This is a genomic window from Microcystis sp. T1-4, assembly GCF_000297435.1.
Taxonomy (GTDB): Bacteria; Cyanobacteriota; Cyanobacteriia; order Cyanobacteriales; family Microcystaceae; genus Microcystis.
Genome location: NZ_CAIP01000421.1, coordinates 15,356 through 34,863 on the forward strand (window position 1 = coordinate 15,356; position 19,508 = coordinate 34,863).

21 protein-coding genes and 1 pseudogene are annotated in these 19,508 nt (G+C 42.7%); 10 read left to right on the top strand and 12 right to left on the bottom strand.

The window, feature by feature from the left end:
• Position 1 precedes the first annotated feature (1 nt).
• Together MICAI_RS20800 and MICAI_RS24625 are read right to left on the bottom strand one after the other, a co-directional pair.
• A complete protein-coding gene (locus MICAI_RS20800) occupies positions 2 to 1,051 on the bottom strand; it encodes an AI-2E family transporter (protein ID WP_008206755.1) in 1,050 nt (349 codons plus the stop codon).
• A gap of 21 nt (positions 1,052 to 1,072) precedes the next feature.
• Positions 1,073 to 1,246 (bottom strand): hypothetical protein, encoded by a 174-nt coding sequence (locus MICAI_RS24625; protein WP_199309408.1) that lies wholly within the window; start codon positions 1,244 to 1,246, stop codon positions 1,073 to 1,075.
• 295 nt (positions 1,247 to 1,541) lie between these two features.
• Between MICAI_RS24625 and MICAI_RS20810 the strand changes: the two genes are divergently transcribed.
• On the top strand, positions 1,542 to 1,940 hold the full coding sequence (locus MICAI_RS20810; RefSeq protein WP_039900640.1) for an FHA domain-containing protein: 399 nt from the start codon (positions 1,542 to 1,544) through the stop codon (positions 1,938 to 1,940).
• 154 nt (positions 1,941 to 2,094) lie between these two features.
• A complete protein-coding gene (locus MICAI_RS20815; RefSeq protein WP_008206762.1) occupies positions 2,095 to 2,487 on the top strand; it encodes a DUF4278 domain-containing protein in 393 nt (130 codons plus the stop codon).
• Between the two features lie 348 nt (positions 2,488 to 2,835).
• Here the strand turns inward: MICAI_RS20815 and MICAI_RS20820 are convergent.
• Both MICAI_RS20820 and MICAI_RS20825 read right to left on the bottom strand, forming a co-directional pair.
• Positions 2,836 to 3,366: pseudogene (locus MICAI_RS20820) on the bottom strand (DUF4276 family protein); the annotation flags it as partial.
• Positions 3,366 to 4,550, bottom strand: coding sequence for an AAA family ATPase (locus MICAI_RS20825; protein ID WP_008206766.1), 1,185 nt, complete (start codon positions 4,548 to 4,550; stop codon positions 3,366 to 3,368). The gene MICAI_RS20825 and the pseudogene MICAI_RS20820, both read right to left, overlap by 1 nt.
• 238 nt (positions 4,551 to 4,788) lie before the next feature.
• Here MICAI_RS20825 and MICAI_RS20830 point away from each other — a divergent pair, with 238 nt between their 5' ends.
• Positions 4,789 to 5,925, top strand: coding sequence for a geranylgeranyl reductase family protein (locus MICAI_RS20830; protein ID WP_008206768.1), 1,137 nt, complete (start codon positions 4,789 to 4,791; stop codon positions 5,923 to 5,925).
• On the opposite strand, the gene aroB is transcribed toward MICAI_RS20830, so the two are convergent.
• Together aroB and MICAI_RS20840 are read right to left on the bottom strand one after the other, a co-directional pair.
• A complete protein-coding gene (aroB, locus tag MICAI_RS20835; RefSeq protein WP_008206770.1) occupies positions 5,902 to 7,002 on the bottom strand; it encodes a 3-dehydroquinate synthase in 1,101 nt (366 codons plus the stop codon). The genes MICAI_RS20830 and aroB overlap by 24 nt on opposite strands.
• 134 nt (positions 7,003 to 7,136) lie before the next feature.
• Positions 7,137 to 7,532, bottom strand: coding sequence for a hypothetical protein (locus MICAI_RS20840; RefSeq protein ID WP_008206772.1), 396 nt, complete (start codon positions 7,530 to 7,532; stop codon positions 7,137 to 7,139).
• A 414-nt stretch (positions 7,533 to 7,946) separates the two neighbouring features.
• Here MICAI_RS20840 and petN point away from each other — a divergent pair, with 414 nt between their 5' ends.
• The 4 genes from petN to MICAI_RS20850 all read left to right on the top strand — a co-directional run bounded on the left by petN (position 7,947) and on the right by MICAI_RS20850 (position 11,466).
• Positions 7,947 to 8,036, top strand: coding sequence for a cytochrome b6-f complex subunit PetN (gene petN, locus MICAI_RS24630; protein WP_012265708.1), 90 nt, complete (start codon positions 7,947 to 7,949; stop codon positions 8,034 to 8,036).
• A gap of 16 nt (positions 8,037 to 8,052) precedes the next feature.
• Complete coding sequence (locus MICAI_RS26625; RefSeq protein ID WP_002736416.1) at positions 8,053 to 8,196, top strand: hypothetical protein; 144 nt, start codon at positions 8,053 to 8,055, stop codon at positions 8,194 to 8,196.
• Positions 8,197 to 8,493: 297 nt separating this feature from the next.
• Positions 8,494 to 9,747: an exonuclease subunit SbcD gene (gene sbcD / locus MICAI_RS20845; RefSeq protein WP_008206775.1), complete on the top strand. Its 1,254-nt coding sequence runs from the start codon at positions 8,494 to 8,496 to the stop codon at positions 9,745 to 9,747.
• 273 nt (positions 9,748 to 10,020) lie between these two features.
• Entirely contained in the window at positions 10,021 to 11,466 is a 1,446-nt protein-coding gene (locus MICAI_RS20850) for a serine/threonine-protein kinase (RefSeq protein WP_039900643.1), read from the top strand.
• A 6-nt stretch (positions 11,467 to 11,472) separates the two neighbouring features.
• Here the strand turns inward: MICAI_RS20850 and MICAI_RS20855 are convergent, their stop codons facing one another.
• From MICAI_RS20855 to MICAI_RS20875, 5 genes are all read right to left on the bottom strand, one after another.
• Entirely contained in the window at positions 11,473 to 11,925 is a 453-nt protein-coding gene (locus MICAI_RS20855) for an ATP-binding protein (protein ID WP_008206779.1), read from the bottom strand.
• Positions 11,912 to 12,907 carry an anti-sigma factor antagonist gene (locus MICAI_RS20860; protein ID WP_008206782.1) on the bottom strand — a complete coding sequence of 332 codons (996 nt, stop codon included), beginning with the start codon at positions 12,905 to 12,907 and terminating at the stop codon, positions 11,912 to 11,914. The genes MICAI_RS20855 and MICAI_RS20860 overlap by 14 nt, the downstream gene beginning before the upstream one ends.
• Before the next feature lie 110 nt (positions 12,908 to 13,017).
• Positions 13,018 to 13,668 carry a DUF3318 domain-containing protein gene (locus tag MICAI_RS20865; RefSeq protein ID WP_002781787.1) on the bottom strand — a complete coding sequence of 217 codons (651 nt, stop codon included), beginning with the start codon at positions 13,666 to 13,668 and terminating at the stop codon, positions 13,018 to 13,020.
• Positions 13,669 to 14,020: 352 nt separating this feature from the next.
• Complete coding sequence (locus tag MICAI_RS20870) at positions 14,021 to 14,650, bottom strand: ribonuclease D (RefSeq protein ID WP_008206784.1); 630 nt, start codon at positions 14,648 to 14,650, stop codon at positions 14,021 to 14,023.
• 180 nt (positions 14,651 to 14,830) lie between these two features.
• Positions 14,831 to 15,820, bottom strand: a complete 990-nt coding sequence (locus MICAI_RS20875; RefSeq protein WP_039900634.1) for a CAP domain-containing protein — start codon at positions 15,818 to 15,820, stop codon at positions 14,831 to 14,833.
• Between the two features lie 354 nt (positions 15,821 to 16,174).
• Between MICAI_RS20875 and MICAI_RS20880 the strand changes: the two genes are divergently transcribed.
• A complete protein-coding gene (locus tag MICAI_RS20880) occupies positions 16,175 to 16,561 on the top strand; it encodes a hypothetical protein (RefSeq protein WP_039900644.1) in 387 nt (128 codons plus the stop codon).
• 91 nt (positions 16,562 to 16,652) lie between these two features.
• On the opposite strand, the gene MICAI_RS20885 is transcribed toward MICAI_RS20880, so the two are convergent.
• Positions 16,653 to 17,411: a GAF domain-containing protein gene (locus tag MICAI_RS20885; protein ID WP_008206790.1), complete on the bottom strand. Its 759-nt coding sequence runs from the start codon at positions 17,409 to 17,411 to the stop codon at positions 16,653 to 16,655.
• Between the two features lie 240 nt (positions 17,412 to 17,651).
• On the opposite strand from MICAI_RS20885, the gene lnt reads away from it, so the two are divergent.
• Positions 17,652 to 19,178, top strand: a complete 1,527-nt coding sequence (gene lnt / locus MICAI_RS20895) for an apolipoprotein N-acyltransferase (RefSeq protein WP_008206792.1) — start codon at positions 17,652 to 17,654, stop codon at positions 19,176 to 19,178.
• 59 nt (positions 19,179 to 19,237) lie between these two features.
• Positions 19,238 to 19,480, top strand: a complete 243-nt coding sequence (locus MICAI_RS20900; RefSeq protein ID WP_008206795.1) for a hypothetical protein — start codon at positions 19,238 to 19,240, stop codon at positions 19,478 to 19,480.
• Positions 19,481 to 19,508: the final 28 nt, after the last annotated feature.

Below are 19,508 nucleotides of genomic sequence, written 5' to 3' on the forward strand. Positions count from 1 at the left end.
TTTAGTATTTTTTATCCCTAAGCCGCCAATGGTCGAGAATATCCTTGATCAAAGCTTCCTTTAGCCAAATACGACCGATAAGCGTCAGGGGAACCGCCAGAAATAGCCCTAAAAAGCCAAAAATCGAGGCAAAAAACAACTGGGCCAACAGGGTAAAAGCGGGTAAGAGCTTGAGCGACCGCACTGTTAAAATGGGCAGCGGTGAATGACGGTCGAAATATTGAATTAACAGATAAATACTGCTGTAGAGTAGTAAAACCGCCCAGGGTTGCCAAGGAGCTTCCAGAAGGGCGATAGAAAAGGGTAAAATCGTGCTTAAAACCGGCCCAAGGTTGGGGATAAAGGTGAGAAATCCCGCCAGAATAGATTGGGAAAAAGCGAGGGGAATGCCGATCAGGGATAGACCTAGACAACTGCCCAAGGTCATAATCAACATATGACAGAAAATCCCTTTTAGCCAAGCTTTTAAATCTCGATCGCAATCTTCTAGGATCGATCGTACCCTAGGACGGTAGAAAGCGGGAAATAAACGCAGAAAACAACGGTGATAAGCGGCAGGATCGGCGAGAATCATCAAGCTCAGGGCAACAATTAGCAGTAAGCTGAGGATAATGCCGAAAGTACCGTAAAAAATGCTTAAACCCCGCCCAGCAATTTGGTTAATCAGGGGTTGTAATTGAGCCAGCAGCGTTTTAAAATCCGGGAAGACACTGGCCAGACTAGGATCGAGATAATCCTCAAGACTATGGACTTGTCCCCAGAGTCTTTCTACCGCTTGGGGCAGTAAACTAAATAATTGGCGAAATTGTTGGACTAAAGCGGGTATAATCCCCACAAAAATACCGATAATACCAATAAAGAAGCTTAAAAGGGTGATAATTAGGGCATGGGAACGCTTGAGGTGATGACGCTGCCACCAAGTCACAGCCAAATTTAAAATCTGCGCCAGAAGAATCGCCATCAATAATAATAAGAGAATCTGTCGAATCTGCCAGAGAATCAGCAGACAAAAGACTAACAGGACTAAACCGAGGCTGCTGCCAAAAGTCATGATGAGTAAGGAGAAAAATTCCTAATCAGTTATGGTCCGTCTCCAGAGGGCAAAAACCGTGAGCAGGAAAGGGGTAAAAACCAGAATTAAAGTGTTAAGAGGACCAGGAGCGATCGATAATAAAGGGGCAAGATATTTAATTCCCAGGGAAATCAAAGCCGATATCAAGATTATTTTGATGATAAAGCCGCTCATAGATGGATGTTTAGGGGACACAAGCACTATCTTATCCCTGAAGAGGTTAAGATTTGGTCAAAATCTGGAAATCATCCCCCATCGGTTTTATTAATACTAGGGCGAACTGGCTAGATTTTCTGGGCAAGGTCGGTTCCGAGGGAATGGGAAAGTATGAGACAATAGGAATAAAGGGCTGAGTCAATTAACTAGAGATATTCATTGCTAGGACTGAAGACTTAATGGCCAGGACGAATCTTGACAGCAAATAAGATTTATCCTGTCCACCGCCCCTATCGTGCCGCCAACAGTCACCGTGATCACTTTAACTCTTTTACACCCCAGTCAAGCCACGTCCCTACAGCATTGGCAATTTGACAATGATCAATCAACCATTCTCATCGGCAGGGCGCTGGATAGTCATGTAGTTCTCTATAGTGCTGTGGTTTCGAGGCGGCACTTAGAAATCCGCCGTAATGATCGCAATGATTGGGAATTGGAAAATTTAGGGGCAAATGGGACGTTTCTCAATGGCAAACTGATCGAGAAAACCGCCGTCGTCGATGGTATGGTGGTTCGTTTAGCCGCCTCCGGCCCGCAAATTCAAATTCGTCTCATCGATGAGGACGAACAACCCAAATTAATCCTCAAACCCCTAGAGGCTAGTTTGGCAGGCGACCAAACCCAGCCGGAAAAGGATACTATGGCCAGCTAGAAAATATTAAATTTTTATAAAGTTTTTTCAATTTCCTGGGCAAAATGTAAAAATAGATACAGAATAAGAAATAAAATCTTTTCATTTGTTGTCCCTATATAGGGGCGACAAGAGGGATTAAAGTCACTTTAAAGCATTGCAGGGAGTCGGTGATATGACGTTAGTTTATCGAGGAGTTAAGTACGAAAGGGATTCTCTCCCCTTGGAGATGAAGACTGGAGATATCGGGGGTAAATACCGAGGTCAAGACTGGAATCACCATTATCCTCGCCATATGCTCCAATTAGAACCGAAACTGCATCGTCAGTATCGCGGAGTTGCCTACAGTACCCGTCCTCATCTTGCTGGGCAAGTCATCCCGAACACTTGTCCGTTACCCGTTGTCAAACCCCCTATTGTCGTCCAAGAGGAAACTCTTTCTAGCATCCATCTGAACAATATTCGTCGTCGTTTGGAACTTCGTTTACAAATCGCTGAAGACAATGGTGACGAAACCCTGGTTAATCTCTTGAAAAAAGAATCCCAAGACTTAGCCTTAAACTGCTAATCTAGAGGTTTTTTTGCCATTTTCCCCTCGGTTCTGCCGGGGGGAATATTTTTGGGACTAAAAATGACACCCAGAGAAATTATTACCCTAGTTAGGAGTTTATAGGCTTTTAATTATATTAGGTCGAGGTCTATTCTAGTTCGGGTTCGGATTCGGGTGTTGTATCATTGGCTCTCCCAGGTTTGGTGGGTAAAATGTATTCTAGGATACAGTACTGCTGGCGAGTGAGTGGAACGAACCACAAAGACACAAAGGACACAAAGATTGATCGATCATATTGTAAGTTAAACTGATCACACAGAACCTAGAAGAGCCTATCATTTCCACAACATTTTTGATACCTTGGATAAAAGTTTGAAACCTACGGGATTTATTTTCAGTTAGGGAAAGATGGGGGGCAATCTGTTTAGAGTGGGTTCCTGCATAATACTCTTTCACTAGCTTTTTTAATTCTTGTTTAGCCGAGTTAAGCCGGTCCGGTTCTCTGTATTTACTTTTATTTTGTTTTTGACCGAGACTATTTAAATTATAGGCCTTGGCCACCGCTGCTAAATCTCCCAGAAACCAAGATTCTAATTCATGGCAAATAATCCGAATTAAGACTTGAGCATCACTGGAATTTTGACAAATTTGCCCTAGGTCTTTTTTGAGTTTTTGACAGTCGTGGGAATCCTGATCGTGGACAATAATAAATTTGGTATTGGGACTAGATTTATTGAAAGCTTTGAGTTTTATAGGAATAGATTTGGCTAGGTCTTGTTTGCCTTGATTACTAATACATTTATACCTTATTTCTGGGGGAATAAGTTTAGGCAAAAGTTCGTTTAACACATTTTCTATAGATGACTCTTCTAGCAAAAATACGATATCATAGTTCATTATGGTGCTACTCCTTCAAACCAGCCTTGATTCCAAAGATAGCCGGGTAAATCGCCTTCCGCTACTAAGTTTTTGATGATTTCGCTATCGGCAGCCCTATGGATTTGGGTGATACCTTGGGATTTAATTAGCCAGAAAATACTAGCTAGTGGAACCGCATTGAGAAAATCGGGGGAGTGGCTAGAAATAAATACCTGACCCCCCCGATAGCTATAGTGGGCGAATTCTTCGGCTAGTTCTTTTAATAAAGTAGGATAAAGTTGGTTTTCTGGTTCTTCGACACAGAGTAGGGGATGAGGATTGGGATCGAATAGTAATATTAAATAGGCAAACATTTTCATAGTCCCGTCAGAAACATAGCGATCAATAAAAGGGTCTTTGAAGGCCTGATCTTGAAAACGTAAAATCAAGCGACCGTCTTCGGTTTCTTTGGCTTCTACAGAGGAAATACCCGGAACTCGTTCTTTCATTTTTTCGAGAATTTGCTGAAAAATTTCGGGATATTGTTGATAAATATATTGAGCAACTGTAGCTATGTTGTCGCCAGTGGGGGATAAGTGTTCAGCATAAGATATTTCTTTACTTCCTCTAGCTTCGCTAATATGAAAGTCAGAAACGTGCCAATTTTCAATCAGAGAACGAAAGGCTGTAGCGGCTTTAAAACGTTGAAATTGTCCTACTCCCTTGATCGCTAGTATGTCGTTAGATTCTAGCTGTTGTTCTTCTCGATCAAGGTCTTTATCTGGTTTACTAAAATCTTCTTCGTTGGTGATAGCATATCCTTGACCAAGTTTAAAATCTAAAAAATGAAAAGGTTTACCGTGTTCACCCCGTTTATAGCGAAGTATTTCGCGTTTGATAACGGGGCGATTATTGTTTTGTCCAATTATGATTTGATAAGTAACCAGACGTTCTGTATCTAAGATTTTCATGGGAAATTGCAGCTCGATTTCAATATCTTCCTGTTCTTGACCTCTAGTGATAATTTCTCTATAACCGCCGCGAATTTGTAAGGCTTGGCGAATGTTGTTTTTGAGGGCATCTCGCAGAAACACAAAAATATCAAATAGAGTAGATTTTCCCGTGCCGTTAGCTCCAATAATCACACAAAAAGGGGGAATATCTCTTATGTGTATGTTTTTAAACATACGATAGTTTTTTATTTTAATAGAAACAATTTTCATGATATAATCGAGCCGTTATAGTTTTTTTGATTATACGATTGATCAGGTGAAGATAATTGATCAATTAGTCAAAAAAGCCAGAGATTAGGCTCTCTTGGACATGGGGGGATAAATCAGCTAGAAACTAGAGAGGCCAGATCAACCGTCTGAAGAAGGGACAAGAAACCAGACTCAAGACAAGTTGCCCAAAATAGCGTAAATTGTCTATAAATTTGTTCAACGACTTAAATTAGTACAAATGTTTGACTGTATTATCATCGGTGCGGGACCAGCAGGAACGACGGCGGGTTATCATCTAGCTAAAAGGGGACGATCTGTCCTGATCCTTGATAAAGCGAAATTACCCCGTTATAAACCCTGTGGTGGGGGGGTATCCCCGGCAATTAAGCAGTGGTTTGATTTTGACTTTACCCCCGTGATCGAGAATACCGTCACGCAAGTACAGTTTACTTGGAAACAGGGGGATACCGTCACCACTAAGTTAAATATGCTAGAACCGATGTGGATGGTACAAAGGGATCGTTTCGATGATTTTTTAGGTCAACAGGCGATCGCAGTCGGGGCAACCATCCAAGATAACAGCGAAGTTACCCAGATCAAATTCCTTCAAGATCACTGGCAAGTTACCACATCCCAGGGAACATTTTCAGGCAAATATCTGATTGCTGCCGATGGTGTTAAGGGCAATACCAGTCGCTGGTTAGGATTACCAGCGAAAAACCAAGCGATCGGGGCTACTCTCGAAATTACTAACGCAGAAGTGACTATTCCCCCCCAAAAAGCTTTTTTTGATTTTGGTTCCCTAAAAAATGGTTATATCTGGGCTTTTCCCAAGTCTAATGGTTACACAATTAGCGGTGGTTGTTTTAAGGGCAGCATCAAATCCGAGGAGCTAAAAAAACAACTGTTAAATTATGCCCGTCAAAAGGGCTGGAATTTAGAGGATTATCGCTATAGTGAGTATGCTTTAGCCCTTTGGAACGGAAATCAACCGCTACACGCCCAAAATGCCCTAATTACAGGAGAAGCGGCGGGTATTCTCGATCCGCTCATCGGGGAGGGTATCCGTCCGGCAATTTTGACGGGAGTTAAGGCAGCCGAGGCGATCGATCGAGCTTTAGCCGGAGATAATCGGGCTTTGGCGAGCTATAGTCGGATAATTCGGGAAGAATGGGGGGAAGATATGGCTTTAGCGGCCAAATTAGCCAGTTTATTCTATCAATTTACCCAAATCGCCTACAATGTCGCCGTTAAACGGCCGATCGCCGGTCAACTGATGGGACGTATTCTCGTGGGAGATTTAAAATACCGGGATGTTACGGAACAAGCGATGCAACAATTGAAAAAGCTTTTACTGCCCGGATTCGGTTGGTGATAACACCTCCCGCACCAGGGTAGGGGTGACTCGATCGCTAATGGTGACTTGGCCGATTGCCGTTGGTAAAATAAATCTAACCTTGCCATCTTTAACCTTTTTATCGGCAGTGAGAGCATTGACCATCTCATCGGCATTTAAAGGCGGCATACGGGTTTCTAAGGCAGCTTTTTCGATTAAATCGGTTTGACGTTGATTTTCCCCGGCGGTCCACATTCCCAGTTTAACAGCGATCGCTCCTGCCGCCACCATCCCCATCGCCACCGCTTCCCCGTGGTTAATCCTAGTATATCCCGTTAAACTTTCAATGCCGTGGGCGATCGTGTGACCATAGTTTAAGATCGCCCGCAAACCCGCCTCTTTTTCGTCTTTGCTTACCACATCTGCTTTAGCTTGGCAAGACTTTGTAATAATTGTTTGCAATAGCTCGCCATCGATCTGAGAAAAACTGGCTAAATTGTCCGAGTCTTCCAACTGTTGAAATAACTCAGCATCCCAAATTACACCATATTTAATCACTTCTGCCATTCCAGCCCGAAATTCTCGCACGGGTAGGCTTTTAAGCACGCTAGGATCGATCAGAACTAATTTCGGTTGATAAAACGCCCCGATCAGATTTTTGCCCTGGGGATGATTAACACCGGTTTTACCCCCGATGGAAGCGTCCACCATCGCTAACAGAGTGGTGGGAACTTGGACAAAATTAACGCCTCGTAACCATGTGGCTGCCGCAAATCCCGTCATATCACCGATTACACCACCACCGAGGGCAACCATAGTCGAGGAACGTTCCAGCCGGTGAGCGAGGGCGCTATCATAAACTTGGGCGATCGCATCGAGGGTTTTATAATTTTCGCCGGCGGGGATCAGATGAGTAAAAACGACAAATCCCGCTTTTTCTAGGGAATTAACGGCTTTATGTCCGTAATAGTCAAAAATTTCGGGATTAGAAACCAATAAAACCTTTTTGCCTAAGCTTAACTGGCTCATTTCTGCACCGAGATTAGCTAAACTGCCCTTCTCGATCAGAATATTATAGGAGCGATCAGGTAAATTAACGGGAATACAAATAGCCATGGGGTGTGGTAATTATAAATTATCAATTATGAATTATGAATTGCGAGGTAGGGAGATGGGGAGTGCCGGAGCAGGGAGAATAAATAAAAATAATCTCCTGACTCCTGACTCCCGATAGCCAAAAAGATGATCGGTTATTGACGCAGCTTAGTCAACTCTAAGAGCAGACGACAGGATAAAAAACAGATAAAGCTCTCTCCCAGAAAGAGACTTAATTGCCAAGCGTCAGCGATCAAGTCTGTGGATAATTGTAGGGGAACTAGGCCGCGGACTAGGGCAAAAGCTGCCACTGTACCATCTTTGAGATGGGGATTATCATCGTTACGGACGACATAACGATAGGTGACACCGAAGAGAAATCCGCTAATTATCGCCCCGGATATCTTGACAAAAGCGCCAATTACTGTGAGCGATTCCCCTAAAAATAGTCGATCAACAGTTAAAAATAGCAGATAGGGAACCAGGAAAGCCAGCGCCGAGATACTCCCCACCTGTATGGATTCGATTCTTTCCTTGAGCGTAATTTGCACGATCGCCTCTCTAAAACGGAGTCACTGATGGAGTATTATCGAAAATTTGGGTTGAAAACCTCGCCCTTTAGGGCGACTTTATGTTAGCATTAAATTGAGTCGTTGACTTTGGGAACGCAGGAAACAAGCGACACTCCGTAATCCCTAAATCTCTAACCATCACTGGTACAAAAGCTTTCATCCTAAGTCCACATGGTAAGAGCGAAAAACAATTAAATACTGTGGGACACACAGAAATTTACGCTTGGGGAGTAGTCTTTAAGGGTGCTTACCTTGTAGGTGTAGTCGGACTAGACATGAAACTGTAAGACCAAAATTAGCTTTGCTAGTAGCGGCAAGATTCAGCCCAAGAATCTCCGCCCTAAAAGTGCGGAGAGTGTCAACTCCTAAGTAATTCGTTTAACAAAGGCAATTATGGATATTTTGACACTTGGTTGGGTTAGCATTCTCGCCCTGTTCACTTGGTCGATCGCCATGGTGGTTTGGGGTCGTAACGGTTTCTAGGTAATCTATAGATACCATGGAAACATCCTTGATTCTCAACACTCTCTTTCTAGTCGCCTTAATTCTCCTCGTTATCGTCAGTGGTGGCATTCTCTACCTGACGACTACAGAATGGCGCGATCGCCGTCGCCAAGATGGCGATAAAAAATTAGGAAAATAATCCCGAACAGGTGTACTTAATTACGCCTGTTTTTCCTTTACTATAGATTTCCTGCAAAAATCAAAAATCTTCCGTTAGGTGAGGAGACGGTCGATAGGATAATCCGAGACAGGAGGATAAAAAAGACAAGAAACAACTATGCTATCCACAAAACCTAAGATTATGTCAGATTTATCTGAGTTTTTAGATATTTTGACTAGATAGCGGTTCTAGAACTTACTTTTTCAGGAGGTCTTAAGTAGCTAGACGCAATTAATTAGACATATCTCACCACCTCTTGCCTTTTGCCTACTACTTATGATTAAAATACTGCACTTATCGGATATTCACATGGGGAGCGGTTTTTCCCATGGTCGTTTAAATCCAAAAACGGGATTAAACACGCGTTTAGAGGATTTTATGGGCAGTTTAAGCCTCTGTATCGATCGGGCTATTGCCTCCCCTGTGGATCTAGTGCTTTTTGGGGGAGATGCCTTTCCCGATGCCACTCCTCCTCCTTTTGTTCACGAAGCTTTTGCCAGTCAATTCCGTCGTCTTGCCGATGCTAAGATCCCGACGGTGTTATTAGTGGGTAATCACGATCAACATTCTCAGGGTAATGGCGGTGTCAGTCTCTCCATCTATCGTACCCTAGCGGTGCCGGGGTTTATTGTTGGCGATCGCCTAACCACCCATCGCATCGCCACCCGCAACGGCGATATCCAAGTCATTACTTTACCCTGGTTAACCCGCGCCACTCTCTTAACCCGTCCCGAAACCGAGGGGTTATCCTTGAGTGGGGTAAATGAATTATTAATTAACCGTTTGGAGCCAGTTTTAGAAGGAGAAATTCGCCAATTAGATACAAGTTTACCAACAGTTTTATTAGCCCATTTAATGGCTGATCGAGCTAGTTTAGGAGCAGAAAGATTTTTAGCGGTTGGTAAAGGTTTTACCGTGCCTTTATCGTTGCTAAATCGTCCACAATTCGAGTATGTTGCCCTCGGTCATGTTCACAAACACCAGAATCTTAATCCTAGCAATGATCCGCCTATTGTCTATCCTGGGAGCATCGATCGAGTAGATTTTAGCGAGGAAAAAGAAGATAAGGGCTATGTTTTAATAGAAGTGGCTAAAGGAGAGGTTAAATGGCAATTTTGCCCTTTACCTGTGCGTCCTTTCCGTTCCATCGAGGTGGATGTTTCCCAGGCAGCAAACCCCCAAAAAGAATTGCTGAAAGCTCTCAAAAAATACGATATTCAGGAAGCAGTTATCCGCTTAGTTTATAAAATTCGCAGTGAACAATTAGAGCTAATCAACACCAATCAGCTTGATGAGGCGTTAAAACCTGCCCATAGTTATAGTATTCGGGCTGAGTTAATTAGTCAATTAACCCGTCCCCGTTTACCAGAATTAGGGGTGGGTAATCAATTAGATCCGATGGAGGCGTTAAAAGCTTATATCGATAATAAGGAAGATTTGCGCGATATTGTTGATGATATGTTAGAGGCAGCCCAGCTTTTATTAAATCAACAGCCAGAATTTTGGCCAGAGGAAGAAACCTCGATTTAGCTATCAGTTATCAGTTATCAGTTATCAGTTATCAGTTATCAGTTATCAGTTATCAGTTATCAGTTATCAGTTATCAGTGATCAGTGATCAGTGATCAGTGATCACTGATCAGTTATCAGTTATCAGTTATCAGTTATCAGTTATCAGTTATCAGTTATCAGTTATCAGTTTACTGATCACTGAAAAAAAGCTCCCCACTCCCCACTCCCCACTTCATAATTTATAATTTATAATTTATAATTTATGATTTCCCTATCCCTGTTGAAACCAGCCATGAGTTTATGTCTTAATCCCGATTGTCTGCATAACAATGCTCCTACGGATAAATTCTGTCAAAAATGTTGCTTTCAATTATTACTCAAAGATCGTTATCGTGCTATAAAATTAATTGGTCAAGGAGGTTTCGGTAAAACTTTTCAAGCAATTGATGAGGATAAACCTTCTAAACCTTATTGTGTGATTAAACAATTTTTTCCTAGCGCTCAAGGTAGTAATGCCCTCAAGAAAGCAGCGGAATTATTCAAAGAAGAAGCGATTAGTTTAGATAATCTCGGTCAACATCCACAAATTCCCTCCCTCTATGCCTATTTTACCAGCAATGATGGGCGACAATATCTTGTGCAAGAATATATTGAGGGACAAAATCTAGAACAAGAATTACAAAGCGAGGGAGTTTTTAATGAAGAAAAGATCAAACATCTTTTATTAGAAATTTTGCCAATTCTTGATTTTATCCATGCTAAAAGAGTCATTCATAGGGATGTTAAACCCGCTAATATAATTAGGAGACGCAGCGATAATAAAATAATTTTAGTGGATTTTGGTGCCTCTAAATTTATGACCATTGCTAATCTTTCCCTGACAGGAACAGTGATCGGTTCGGCGGGATATATCGCTCCAGAACAAGGCAATGGCAAAGCGATTAATAGCAGTGATTTATATAGTTTGGGAGTCACTTGTATCTATTTATTAACGGGAATATCTTCCTTGCAATTATTCGATATGAGTGAACATGAATGGGTATGGAGACAGCACCTATTTAATAATCCTGTTACTGTTGAATTAGGTGAAATTTTAGATAAATTAATTGAATTTGGCACCAAAAAACGTTATCAATCAGCCGGGGAAGTCCTGCAAGAGTTAGCAGTAAAATTAGCCGTAGTGATTCCGCCAAAACCTCGATCACAGGTCACAATTCAAGAAACGATTTTGCCAGTTTTTCCGTCCGCCACCAGGGAGGAAATTAACCTCAAAAGTGCCAAGGAAATTGATTACACTAACCTACGGGATTTCTTAGCGCAAGAAAAATGGCAAGAGGCAGATCAAGAAACGGCTAATCTATTTTTAAAAGTTGCCGATCGAACTAAAGAAAAATATCTTAAGATAGAAGATATAGATAACTTTCCCTGTGAAGATTTAGCCACTATAAATCAACTTTGGTTAAAATATAGTCAGGGAAAATTCGGTATATCTGTTCAGAAAAGAATCTATGAAAGTTTGGGAGGAAGCGGTAATTATGATCAACAAAAATGGAACGATTTTGGGTCAAAAGTCGGTTGGCGAGTTAATAACAAGTGGTTATACTACGATCAAATTACTTTCTCTCTCAAAGCACCCTCTGGACATCTTCCCACCCTTGTGTGGGGTGTGGGTGGTGGCATAATTCTTTTTTCTCGCCTGGAAACCTGTACCATGGACATAGTTTCTAGCAAAGGATAAATTGGCTTAAAAACTTTTCTGGAGAATTAAACAATTTCTGCCTTCGCCAGTGCGGATATATTGTAAAGTATCAGTAAGAGAACGCATGAAAAGTAATCCGCGAGTGCTTTCCATTTCCAAAGGTGCGAGGGGACGTTGTTGTAGAGAATCAAGTTTTGCTTGCAGATCAAAAGGTTGACCCCGGTCCCATATTCTTATTTCTAGAGAATGGTACTGTAAAGTTAATTCTAGCTCGATCAGTGTAGTCGGTGGTAAATGTTTGTGGGCGTAACGGACAGCATTAGTAAATCCTTCCGCTAAAGCCACCTTACACTGCCAAAGCACCGAGTCGGGTAGAAAAGAGCGGCCGTGAGATTCAAACCATTGTAGGACCGGGATTAAAGCTGCCAATTCCGTCTGGACTTGTAGATGGAATTGGAGGGGGAAAGAAGGGGAATTTAAGACTTCAGAAGGCACCACTGTTTTTTTGAAAGAGAATCAAAATTGTTTTAAAAATCAGTTGTAGATCGTAGCCTAAACTCCAATTTTCTTGATAGCGCAAATCTAGTTGAATTACCTCTTCAAAATTACGCACCCGAGAGCGACCATTCACCTGCCATTCCCCCGTCATACCTGGTTTTACATCTAAACGTTGCCATTGGGGAACATCGTAGCGTTCCACCTCATCGGGTGTGGGGGGACGAGTGCCGACAAGACTCATTTCACCGGTGATCACATTCCAAAACTGGGGGAATTCGTCTAAGCTGGTACGACGTAAAAATTTTCCTACTCGGGTAATCCGGGGATCATTTTTATTCTTAAAAAAGGCTCCCTCCGCTTGATTGGGGATTTGATCCTTGAGTGCTTCTGCATCCACACACATGGAACGAAACTTGAGAATTTTAAATTCCTTTCCCAACCAACCGCAGCGGGTTTGACTGAAAAAAATTGGACCTGGACTGTCTAACTTAATAGCGATGGCAATGGGGATAAAAATAAGCCCCGTAATTAATAAACCCACGATTCCACCAACAATGTCAAGACCGCGCTTTAAGCAACTGCGAATCGAGGGATGGGTTTCGGGTAGATGGTTTTCAGTGGCAGTAAAGTCATTTTCTTGGGGTGCTAGGGGACAGGTTTGGAAGGTGAATAATTGATCTAGTCCCGTAATCGATAAAACCCCCATCACCGGGGGGTGGACGTTAGCCAGTACTAACTCGATATTTTTTGCCCTGGCCGTTTTGAGATTATGCACTAAAGCACCCACACCACTACTATCCATAAATTGAGTGGCATTGAGATCGAGAATGACTTTTTCGGGAGTGGGTGTTTGGACGATGAGATGGTGAAAGATATCTTTGAACTGTACTGCTTCCAGGACAGTCAAGCGATCCGGCATCCGCAAAACCGGATACTCCATCGGAATGATCAGAAAACGTGTTTCAGGAATTTGGGAAGTCATCGACACAAAAAGATGATTTGATGGATGAACAAGGCCTGTTGACCTACCTAATGTTTACTACACTTTTCCCCAAATACCAATGGGTGATGTCAGAGATTACCTGTGATCAGCTAACGAATCTCGCCTAGGGGCGGACGGCCTTGGGTTTGGGCTTTCGCTTTGGCTGCACTCTTTCTCAGGGCATCTAAACGGGTCTCATAACGCTTACGCAGACGACGGTTAGGTGTTTGTTCGATTAGGGTTTTAAAGGCACTGCCTAGGCTCTTGTAGGCGTTGGGGAGAGAATAACCGAAACGGGTGGCCAAGGCGATCGCTTTTTCATCGGCTTCGATCGCTTCTTTGAGAATTTTATCGCCATTATTTTTGCGCCAGAGACGATAACCGGAAATCCCACATAATCCCATGGCCAAAAGCAATAATAACCCGTCCTGTACCCATAATTCCCCCACTGCACCACCTAGGCCGATAGCGAGGGCGGCCATTTCCCAGCCTTCCCGGGGAATACTATCATTTTGAATCCTGGCCACTTCATGCCAAAAGAGCAAATTACGCTGATCGATGGCTAAATTCTCCCATTTGGCTAAATCTATCTGAATTTCTACCTCGTCTCTGCCAATTTCTTCACAACGGATCAGGGGGGGGTTAATCTCTGTGGAACCTTCTACCGTTACCCAACTTTGTAATTCTGGGGGTAGTAGGGTTTTTAGGCGCCGAAGTTCGCTCATTTCGGCTCGTGCAGAGGAGGCCGCATAAGATGTCATAGATTTTTTACCTATTCTCTACCAATGACGATTAATTCTATTTTGGATCATAGCGGTCTTTTTTGTGATCTTGGCAGCTTTTGGTCCTAGGGAGCATTGGCAGTGATCAGTAACCAGTGCTGGAAGTGGCCAGTGGGGAAGTGGGGAGTGGGGAGAAACAATCCATAACTGGGTTTTTAAAGTTCGATTGGCAGTCAATCAGACTAAGTAGGTGGGTGTTAAAAATTGTCAGATACCCCCTTTATTAAGGAGGGATTAAAGGGGGAGCGGCACCACCTGATCAGGGTGAGGGAGGATTAAAGACAAAATCTATCTTCTATTTACTTATTAACTAGACCGTAAATTTTGCCGACTAATGCTCAAATATATCCTTGTATTGCTGTAAATCTAAAGCGGTGAAGATGGGGATACAACTAAAGCATTTTTGGGCTAATTCCCATCTTTCTTCTCTTTGCAGCATCACAATTAATTTATCTCGCACTGACAGTAAATAGCGCACATCGTTAGCGGCGTAACTCAGTTGTTGTGGGGTAAGATTAGCGGCATTTCCCCAATCAGAACTCTGAGCGGTTTTGTCTAATTCTATGCCTTCCAATTCCTGCACGAGACTTTTTAAACCGTGACTGCTGGTATAAGTCCGAGCCAGTTTACTGGCGATTTTGGTACAGAAAATTGGTTGCGTGGCAATGGCAAAAGTATGGAATAATTGAGCCACATCAAAACGGGCGAAATGAAAGACTTTTTCTATCCGCTCATCTTCCATGACCTTTTTGAGATTAGGAGCCTCTGTTTGCCCCCTAAAAATGCGAATAGCGGTGACAAAACCACTGGGATCACAGAGTTGAATTAAACACAGTCGATCGCGCCCCGGTATTAATCCCATAGTTTCTGTATCTACAGCGATCGAATTAACCCCTAGATAACGGGATAATAGGTCATCGCTTAAATCTCGATCGCACACTTGAAAATTGTCTAAGTTCATATAGTTAGCAGATAGGAGACAGGAGACAGGAGACAGGAGGGAAATTTGTAATGCTTTTGCCTATTGCACGAGTGCCTTTATTTCCCTGATCACTGATCACTGATAACTGATAACTGATCACCGAAAAGGCTGATAGCTAAAGACTGGTAATTAATTTTAGGTATCATCGGTGTAATTTTGTCAACGCTTTTTAACAAAAAGTTGTGTAAAATAATATTCACCAGCATTATTTTTAGCGATACCGATACCGGTGAGGTTATAATCACCAACCATATTTTTTTGATGACCGGGGCTATTAATCCAACCCTTGACGGCAACACTAACGGGGTCAGTATATCCCTTCATAAAAGCCAAATTTTCGCCCATTTTTTCTAAAGGAATCTTCCTTTGTACTGCCTTGACTCGTCCCTCGAAACCATCATGACTAAAAGGAGCCTGTTGATTGGCCATTTTTTGACTAAATAAGCGAGCTTCATGACTAATGCGAGCATCGAGACGTAGGGGCGGTAAATTTTGAGAAATTCGGTAGCGATTAACTTGATAATTAGTGTTTTCTTCGAGGGTAATGAAAAAAGATTGATTCCCGATAGGATCGTAGCTAAGGTGATTAGGAGAAACGGCAGGGGATTGACGTTTTAAAAATATTTGAGTAAAGTACAATTTTCCTTGATTATCCGTCGCTACTCCAATCCCGGTACTATCAAAATCACCCTCGATATTTTCCCGATGACCTTGACTTTTAATCCAGCCATCCACCGCAATCATTACCGGGTCATCATAACCTTGATTAACTGCCAGATTTTCCCCCACCGCTTGATAGGGAACGGAAACGCCAATAGTTTGCGCTCTTTGGTCAAAATCTTGATGACTAAAAGGAACTAAACCGGCAGCCATACGTTGGCTATGTAATCTTGCCTGTTGGGAAATTGCCCGATTTAACAGTAGGGGAGATAAATTGCGAGATTGACGATAGCGATTGACCTGTTGATAGATTTTATTCTCTAAAACCTGTAAAGTTGCCGCATCTAAAGGAGAGGGAGAAGGAGAGGGAGAGAAAGATGGTACGAGTTCCGCAAAAGAGCTATAGTTTAAGGAACTACAGGCCATTAAACTTGTCGATACAAGCATCAAAATTCCCAACCGATAAGGTTTCTTAAAAAAACTTTTCATCGAAAAAATTGGGTCTGAAACCCCCCGTTCTAGGTCGGATTTACTGTTAAATACTAGCGCATTTACAGGATATATGCCAGAACGTCATAGCATTTTTCTAAAGTAATGGCAGAGATAGTTAATTACCTTCACCCCACCCCCCCGATGTCGGGGGAGCAAGGGGGGGAGAGGGGAGTAGGATGTCTGCCACGAATAAAGAAAAATGGCATAAGGCAGCTGGGAAACCCCCAAGGACCGCAAGCAGAAACCCAAATGGTCAGGTTTGGAAATCACCTTTTTTTGGTGCCAGGGTCAAGACTTGTTAAGATTGATCAAGCCGCTCGCTCAAATTTACCAATTCTGTGGCCCTCATCTATGGTAATCGACTTTCTGCCCTTCACTATCAATATTTCCCCAGCCTTTATTGCCGGTAGCTGTCTCTGGTCTTTAGCATTGTATCTGGGATTAGCCGGGGTGCGAAATTGGTTTATAGAAATTTTCTATGGCTGGTTTAATTTTGCCGAGCGTTTCCTCTATACTTCCCTAGAGGAGTTTGAAAAAACTCGCGTCGCCAGAGAATCCCAAAATGCTTTTTATGCTTCTATCTTTAGTATTATTCCCTTTCTCATTATCGGCGGTTTCTCCGATTGGTTAATCGAGATTAGTTTAGGAAAAAGTTGGCCGATTAGTGTCGGCATTCTCGCCTGTGTTGCCTCCGGTGTCTATGAATTAGGACGGCAGGACGGCAGCGGCAATCAGTAAACATCGGTCAATTAAGCTGTTAACTATCTCAATTACTGCTGCCGACTGTACGGGAGTGGCAAGTTAGTTGATTTTAACCCTTGATTAGCACTCAATCTTTTGCTTCCAGACGATTTTTATGTTTATTAAGAGTCTTTTGTAGTAAATTCAAAACCTCATTAGCAATCTCAATAACTTCATGGGTGCCAAAACCGGCCTGAGTTAATTCTTTAAAAAAAGCCTTGGCGACAATTTTGGCTAATTTCGGGGGATAAGGATGGACAGCGATCGAATGTTCGCACTGAATTTCTGCTATTTCTCTAGTCACTGCCATAGCCACAAAACGAGATTTTAACATCCCTTGCAAATGAAAAATTTGCAGGGATTGGGATGCCTGTTGAGCGAATAACTGCAAGATTTCTAAATCGAATGGTTCAAAATGTTTTTTGTCTAGGGGAAAACTGAGATTAATTACTCCGATTATCTGCTCGTTTAGGATAATCGGTGCGGCTATAAAACTGTTATTATTTGATTTTCTGGTATAACCGGCTGCACTGGCCAATGGCGATCGAGTGATATCCTTAATTAGTAGAGGTTTTCCTGTAGTTGCCACAGTGCCGGCAATAGCTTGATCGAGTTTAATTATTTCTTGATCCCCCAAAGGTGAGAGACCATCATAATGGGCAAAAACTTCTAGATAATCGGTAATTTCCCCCTTTAATTCCTGTGGAGAGCTTAACATAATTGAACAGTGCTGCGCCCGCAATTGCTGCGCGCTTGTACTAGCTATTTTCCGAAAAATATCTTCGAGATTTTCCTCGACATTCAAGACCAGAGCCAGAGCCGTTATTTTGGGGTTAAAATTATCCATGTATTCAATCACTTATTCAGTCCGAGTTTAGGCTTTTAGGGTGAGGGTGACATTCCCCATCTCCTTGTTTGTCTGAGTCTATAGCTTGCCATAGCATCTCATGGAAGGGCTTTTGTTGCTCGTTAACTGCTCTATTGTATATGTGCTGAAAAACTTCTGTCTGTCTCTTGTTTTTTGTCTTCCCTCTAGCTACTCTGAGATCTAGTAGGTCAGAGGAGTTCAACCTGACTGGGGTGAAAGATGGTGCGTTTTCTCTGGGCAATTTTGGGGGGTGTGGGGATGGGGATAACAGTAGCACCGGTTTCCTGGTGGTTACTCGCTTGGATTTCTCTAGTCCCCCTGTGGATGGTTGCGATATTAGGGGAAAAATCCCTAAAAAAACAGCTTTTATACGGTTTTGGCTGGGGTTTTGCCTACCATGGTCTGGCTTTATTCTGGATCACGGGAATTCACCCGATGACGTGGATGGGTGTCCCCTGGTTAGCCAGTTTGTCAATTGCCCTGTTTTGTTGGTTGTTTATCGCTTTTTGGGGAACGGCGATCGTGCTAACTTGGACGTTAGTTATGTTTTATGTCAACAAAAGTGTTAATCAGTCATCTTTTAGGGATGCCCTCCTGCGGGTTTTCATCGGCACTGCCCTCTGGTGTGGGTTAGAATCTCTCTGGAGTCAATCCCCTCTCTGGTGGACTACCCTTGCTTATAGCCAAAGTCCCCATAATTTATTGATTCTGCAATTGGGCAAATTATCGGGTTTTACGACGGTAACGGCGGCAATTGTGGCAGTTAATGGTTTAATCGCTGAAAGCTTGCTCCTAATCCGTCAATCGCGGCAAAATCTCGCTTTTCTCTCTTTACCCCTCCTCATTTGTTTTAGCCTCCATCTCTGGGGATGGAACGCATACCATAAACCGATCGAAAAGTCAAGGGATTTAGGGATAAAAATTGGCGTAATTCAGGGCAATATTCCCAACACGATCAAACTTTCGCCCCTAGGATTTCAAAAGGCCCTCGAAGGTTACACCACTGGTTATCAAATTCTCGCCGCTCAAGGAGTAGATGCCGTCTTAACTCCTGAAACCGCCTTACCCTACTATTGGGAGAACTTAGTTAATAATAGCTCGATTTATTCGGCAATTTTAGCCAAAAAAACGCCGATCTGGTTGGGTGCATTCGGCAAGGTGGACAAGGGTTATAACAATAGTCTCTTGACCATCGATGGCGAGGGACAGGTGATTAGTCGGTATGATAAAGTAATTCTCGTGCCTTTAGGCGAATACGTTCCTTTTCAGGAAATTTTGGGCGGAATTGTTGATCGCCTTTCTCCTCTGCAAGCGCATTTAATCCAGGGAAATCCCGATCAAATTATTGACAGTCCTTTCGGTAAAACCATTGTGGGCATTTGTTACGAGTCGGCTTTTTCCGAACATTTTCGCCGTCAAACTGCTAGAGGAGGCGAATTTATTATTACTGCTTCTAATAACGCCCATTATAGCCACGCCATGCCCGCTCAACACCATGCTCAGGATACCATGCGAGCGATCGAAACCGATCGATGGATGGCCCGGGCCACCAATACAGGCTATTCTGCTTTTGTCGATCCCCACGGTAATCACCTTTGGCTATCGGATTTGGATAAATATCAAATCCATAGCGAAACAATTTATCGACGGGACACGAGGACTTTATATGTGCGCTGGGGAGATTGGTTAACTAAAGTTTTAATCATTACTGCCGGACTAGCTTGGCTCTGGAGAGCTTGGGATTAAAGTGACAGTGGTATAATTTTTCCTGAATAAACTGTTAAATAACCTAAGTTTTTAAGGCAATGAAAGAGCAATTTGTCAAGTGGTTGAATAGAATCTTAATATTTGATGTGTTTTTGGTAATAGCGGGCTTTCTCTGGTTTGCCGTGGCTGTTATCGGTGAATCCACGGGAATTCCCCTAGGATTTAAACTTTTTCAGCGTCTTTGGCTGCCCTTATTCAATCCTGCTATTAGTATTTTAATTGCGGGGGCGATTTTAAGCTGGGCGATTAATCAAATTCAAGAACGCTGGTTGCCTAAATAGGGCTGGCTGAATAAATCTAAAAACCTTG

Excerpts from the sequence above, each read along its gene's own strand:
- MICAI_RS20800 (WP_008206755.1), bottom strand. The coding sequence starts at position 1,051 with ATGACTTTTGGCAGCAGCCTCGGTTTAGTCCTGTTAGTCTTTTGTCTG.
- MICAI_RS24625 (WP_199309408.1), bottom strand. The coding sequence starts at position 1,246 with ATGAGCGGCTTTATCATCAAAATAATCTTGATATCGGCTTTGATTTCC.
- MICAI_RS20815 (WP_008206762.1), top strand. The coding sequence starts at position 2,095 with ATGACGTTAGTTTATCGAGGAGTTAAGTACGAAAGGGATTCTCTCCCC.
- MICAI_RS20825 (WP_008206766.1), bottom strand. The coding sequence starts at position 4,550 with ATGAAAATTGTTTCTATTAAAATAAAAAACTATCGTATGTTTAAAAAC.
- MICAI_RS20830 (WP_008206768.1), top strand. The coding sequence starts at position 4,789 with ATGTTTGACTGTATTATCATCGGTGCGGGACCAGCAGGAACGACGGCG.
- aroB (WP_008206770.1), bottom strand. The coding sequence starts at position 7,002 with ATGGCTATTTGTATTCCCGTTAATTTACCTGATCGCTCCTATAATATT.
- petN (WP_012265708.1), top strand. The coding sequence starts at position 7,947 with ATGGATATTTTGACACTTGGTTGGGTTAGCATTCTCGCCCTGTTCACT.
- MICAI_RS26625 (WP_002736416.1), top strand. The coding sequence starts at position 8,053 with ATGGAAACATCCTTGATTCTCAACACTCTCTTTCTAGTCGCCTTAATT.
- sbcD (WP_008206775.1), top strand. The coding sequence starts at position 8,494 with ATGATTAAAATACTGCACTTATCGGATATTCACATGGGGAGCGGTTTT.
- MICAI_RS20850 (WP_039900643.1), top strand. The coding sequence starts at position 10,021 with ATGAGTTTATGTCTTAATCCCGATTGTCTGCATAACAATGCTCCTACG.
- MICAI_RS20860 (WP_008206782.1), bottom strand. The coding sequence starts at position 12,907 with ATGACTTCCCAAATTCCTGAAACACGTTTTCTGATCATTCCGATGGAG.
- MICAI_RS20865 (WP_002781787.1), bottom strand. The coding sequence starts at position 13,668 with ATGACATCTTATGCGGCCTCCTCTGCACGAGCCGAAATGAGCGAACTT.
- MICAI_RS20870 (WP_008206784.1), bottom strand. The coding sequence starts at position 14,650 with ATGAACTTAGACAATTTTCAAGTGTGCGATCGAGATTTAAGCGATGAC.
- MICAI_RS20875 (WP_039900634.1), bottom strand. The coding sequence starts at position 15,820 with ATGAAAAGTTTTTTTAAGAAACCTTATCGGTTGGGAATTTTGATGCTT.
- MICAI_RS20880 (WP_039900644.1), top strand. The coding sequence starts at position 16,175 with ATGGTAATCGACTTTCTGCCCTTCACTATCAATATTTCCCCAGCCTTT.
- MICAI_RS20885 (WP_008206790.1), bottom strand. The coding sequence starts at position 17,411 with ATGGATAATTTTAACCCCAAAATAACGGCTCTGGCTCTGGTCTTGAAT.
- lnt (WP_008206792.1), top strand. The coding sequence starts at position 17,652 with ATGGTGCGTTTTCTCTGGGCAATTTTGGGGGGTGTGGGGATGGGGATA.
- MICAI_RS20900 (WP_008206795.1), top strand. The coding sequence starts at position 19,238 with ATGAAAGAGCAATTTGTCAAGTGGTTGAATAGAATCTTAATATTTGAT.